At 75.4% G+C, this 4,413-nt stretch carries 2 protein-coding genes and 1 pseudogene; all 3 read left to right on the top strand.

Annotation, left to right across the window (positions count from 1 at the left end; genetic code table 11):
- Positions 1-654, top strand: a 654-nt coding sequence (locus tag AE652_RS36135) for a hypothetical protein (RefSeq protein WP_049659247.1), incomplete at its 5' end; no start/stop codon positions are given.
- 106 nt (positions 655-760) lie between these two features.
- Entirely contained in the window at positions 761-4,093 is a 3,333-nt protein-coding gene (locus tag AE652_RS36140) for a right-handed parallel beta-helix repeat-containing protein (protein ID WP_049659248.1), read from the top strand.
- Positions 4,090-4,413: pseudogene (locus tag AE652_RS36145) on the top strand (hypothetical protein); the annotation flags it as partial. The gene AE652_RS36140 and the pseudogene AE652_RS36145, both read left to right, overlap by 4 nt.

A 4,413-nucleotide genomic window follows, 5' to 3' on the forward strand; every position in this document is an offset into this window, starting at 1 on the left:
GGTGGTTCGGGCGGCGGTGGCCCGGCCGCCGGTGGCACGGGCGGTGGCGGTGCGGCCAACCCGGCGCCGAACCAGCCGGCCCCCAACCAGCCGGCTCCGAACAAGCCGGCTCCGAACCCGTCGGCACCCCAGCAGCCCGCGCCCCCGGCCGCCAAGCCGCCCGCACCGGTCACCGTGATCGCCGGCCCGTACTGCTCGGGCGGCGGCCAGTACAAGACCAACGGTTGGTTCGACCAGGGCAGCAGCGGCTGGCGCAACAACTCCGGTGGCTACAGCGGCGACGGCTGCAACGGCACCTACGCCTCGATGCCGATGTCCGGTAACGCCAACAAGGACGACAACGGCAACTCGGTCGTCTGGACCTTCACCGTGGACAAGGTCACCAGCTGCACCCTGTCGGTCTACATCCCGGCCAGCGGCGACGTGAAGCAGGTCGGCGGCAACCCGAGCACCTACACGGTGCAGAGCGGTGGCGGCCAGGTGGGTTCGTTCACCATCAACCAGACGGCGAGCCGGGGCAGTTGGGTGAACAACGGGCCGTTCGCCTACCGCGGTCCGATCTCCGTCACGCTGCACAGCCGCGGTGTGGACTGGGGCGGCTCCAGCGGCGCCCACCACGCCGCCAGCGCCGTCCGCGCCACCTGCACGGCCTGACCCCGGCGCGAACCGGGGCCCGGACCCGCCGAGCCACCGAACCGCTGAGTCACCAAACCACCGAGCGACCGAACCACAACGCCCCACGACGAAGGGAACCCCAGGCATGTCGCGCCCGGTGCTGACGGTCTGCGCGGAGCAGCGGGAACCCGGCTCCTACCGGACGATCGGCGAGGCCCTCCGGGCGGCCGGCGGCGGCGCGGTGATCTCGGTCCGGCCCGGCCGGTACGACGAGAACCTGGTGCTCACCAAGGCCGTGAGCATCACCGCCGCCGACGTCCGGGGCAGTGTGCGGATCAGCCCCCGGCGCGGTTCGGTGGTCCAGGTGCTCACCGAGGCCGTCCGGTTGACCGGTCTGGTGCTCCAGGGGCAGGACGACGAACTGCCCGCCGTCGACGTCCCGCGCGGCCGCCTCACCGTGCGGGACTGCGAGGTGATCGGCAACGCCTGGACCGCCGTGCTCACCCGCGGGCCGGGCGAACTCGCCATGTGCGGCAGCCGGGTCACCAACCCGGCCGGCGCCGGGCTGGTGGAGACCTCCACCGGCTCCAGCGTGATCGAGGACAGCGTCGTCGAGCACCTGGGCACCTCGGCCGTGGTCATCGGCGAGCGGGCCGACCCGACCGTCCGGCGCTGCGTGCTGCGCGACGCGCGCGGCAACGGCCTGTGCGCCAACGGCGAGGCGCGCGGCGTCGTCGAGGACTGCGAGATCTCCGGCACCGACAAGCCCGCCGTCGCCCTGGAGGAGCGGAGCAGCACGCGCCTGCTGCGCACCGCGATCCGGGACAGCGCGCTCGGCGTCTTCGTCGGCTCCGCCGCCCGGGTCGTGCTGGAGGACTGCACCGTCACCGCCGTGCGCGGCCACGGCTACGTCCTCACCGACGGCACCGACCCGCTGCTGCGCCGCTGCCGCGCCGTCCGCCCCCAGGGGTACGGTCTGCACATCGCGGGCCGGGCCCGGGGCACCCTGGAGGACTGCGAGGTCACCGCCCCTGCCGGGGTCGGCATTCACGTTGGAGGGTCGGCCGGGCCCAGCCTGCTGCGGACGGTGGTGCGCGACGCCGGGACCGACGGTGTCGAGCTCACCGGCGGGAGCGCCGCCGAGTTCGACCGCCTGGAGGTCCGCCGCGCGGCCGGTGCCGGCATCGTGGTGCGCGACGGCGCCGACCCGCTGCTGTGCCGCGGCACCGTCACCGCCGCCGGCCGCCACGGGATCGAGGTGCTGGGCGACGGGCGCGGCCGACTGGAGGACGTCACCGTCGTCGACGCCGGACGGCACGGGGTGCGGATCGCCGACGGCGCCCACACCCACCTCGGCGGCGGCCTGGTGCGCGGCAGCGGGTCCTGCGGGATCTCGGTCGGCGCCGGGGGCGTCGCCATCCTGCGCGACGTCGAGTCCACCGGCAACGCCCTCGACGGCGCGAGCGTCGAACGCGGCGGCGAACTGGCCGCCACCCGTGCCCGGTTGGGGACCAACCGGCGGCACGGGCTGCACCTGCTGCCCGGCTCCCGGGCCACCCTGACCTCCTGTCGGCTCGGCGACAACACCGTGGACGGGCTGCGCTCCGAGTCCGCGGAGCCCGTCCGGCTCACCGACTGCACGGCCGCCGGGAACCAGGGCGCCGGGCTGTGGCAGACCGCGCCGACCGACCGCCTCGTGGTGGAGAACCTCGACAGCCGGGACAACCGCTCGCCGGACGCCCACGGCACGGCGGCCGCCACCGCCGCCGTCGCTGCGGACGCCGCCGGCGACGGTACGGAAGCTCTCGGGGAGGAGGCCGTCGGCCCGCAGGCCGTCCTCCGGGCCCTGGTCGGGCTGGAGGGCGTCAAGGAGCAGGTCGCCACCCTGGTCAACCTCGGCAAGCTGACCCGCCGCCGCGAGCAGGCCGGGCTGCCCGCCCTGCCGATGAGCCGGCACCTCGTCTTCGCCGGTCCGCCCGGCACCGGCAAGACCACCGTCGCCCGGCTCTACGGGGCGATCCTCGCCGAACTCGGCGTGCTGCGCAGCGGTCACCTGGTCGAGGTCGCCCGGGCCGACCTGGTCGCCCCCGTCGTCGGCGGGACGGCCCTGAAGACCACCGAGGTGGTCAGGGAGGCCCTCGGCGGGGTGCTGTTCGTCGACGAGGCCTACACCCTGTCGGCGGGCTCAGGCGCGGCCGGCCCGGACTTCGGCCGGGAGGCCGTCGACACCCTGGTGAAGCTGATGGAGGACCACCGCGACGACCTGGTGGTGATCGTCGCTGGGTACGAGGCCGGGATCCGCGGGTTCCTGGCCTCCAACCCGGGCCTGGCCTCCCGGTTCAGCCGCACCGTCGAGTTCCGGAACTACCGCGCCGACGAGCTCGCCACGATCGTCGAGCAGGCCGCCGGCGGACACGGCTACGAGCTCGCCGAGGGCACCCGGGAGGCGCTCGCCGCGCACTTCGACCGGATGCCCAAGGGCGCGGAGTTCGGCAACGGCCGCGCCGCCCGCAAGGTGTTCGAGGAGATGGTCGACCGGCAGGCCTCCCGGCTCGCCGAACTGGAGCAGTTCGACAACGCGGCGCTCACCCGGCTGCTGCCCGCCGACGTCGGCGAGGAGTTCGCCCCGGCCGCCGCCGGCGAGGGGTGGGCCGGGGAGCCCGGCCTGCTCGACCGGCTGCGCGCCATGGTCGGCCTCGCCGCCGCCAAGGAGCAGGTCGAGGACCTGGTCAACCTGACCCGCCAGTCCCGGCGCCGGGTCGAGGCCGGGCTGCCCGCCGCCCCCCTCGGCCACCACCTGGTGTTCTCGGGCCCGCCCGGCACCGGCAAGACCACCATCGCCCGGCTGTACGGCGAACTCCTCGCCGAACTCGGCGTGCTGCCCTCCGGCCGGCTGGTCGAGACCGCCCGCGCCGACCTGGTCGGCCGCTACCTCGGCCACACCGCCCACCTCACCCGGGACGCCTTCGAACGCGCCCGGGGCGGCGTGCTGTTCATCGACGAGGCGTACACCCTGACGCCCCGCGACGGCAGCGGCGGGGACTTCGGGCAGGAGGCGGTGGACACCCTGGTGAAGCTGATGGAGGACCACCGCGACGAGGTCGTGGTGATCGTGGCCGGCTACCGGGAGGAGATGCGCGGCTTCCTCGCCTCCAACCCCGGCCTGGCCTCCCGGTTCTCCCGGGAGGTCACCTTCGAGCACTACGCGGACGAGGAACTCGTCGCCATCGTCCGGGCGCGGGCCGAGACCGCCGGCTACACCTGCACCCCGGAGACCCTGGCCGCACTCGGCACCCTGTTCGGCGCCGTCCCGCGCGACCGCTCCTTCGGCAACGGCCGGTTCGCCCGGCAGGTGCTCGAAGCGATGGTCACCCGGCAGGCGGGCCGGCTGTCCCGGGTCGACGTGGTGGACCTGGACGAACTCAGCCTGCTGCTGCCGCAGGACATCCCGGCCGAACGGTTCGGCACCTTCGCGTGACCACGCCGCCGCCCCGCCCCCGGGCGGCGGCCGACCCGGGCTCGGCCGCCGCCGTCGTCCTCGGCTACCGCCCGGACCTGACCGTCGACCAGCCGGCCGAAGACCGGGAAGCCGCCGCCTCCCGCGGCCCTGGCCATCAGTACGGCCACGGCACCGTCGGCACCGTCGCCGCTGTCACCCCGGCGGTCGTCCTCACCACGCGCCCCGCTCCACCCGAGAGCGGCGCCGGCATCGAGGCGGGCCTCCTCGCCCTCACCGTCCTCGCGGCCGTCGCCGTGGCGGCGGTGGCCGCCGCCGTGGCCCCGCGTGCCCGGGGCCGG

It is taken from the genome of Kitasatospora sp. MY 5-36 (assembly GCF_001182915.1).
Taxonomy (GTDB): Bacteria; Actinomycetota; Actinomycetes; order Streptomycetales; family Streptomycetaceae; genus Kitasatospora.

Excerpts from the sequence above, each read along its gene's own strand:
- AE652_RS36140 (WP_049659248.1), top strand. The coding sequence starts at position 761 with ATGTCGCGCCCGGTGCTGACGGTCTGCGCGGAGCAGCGGGAACCCGGC.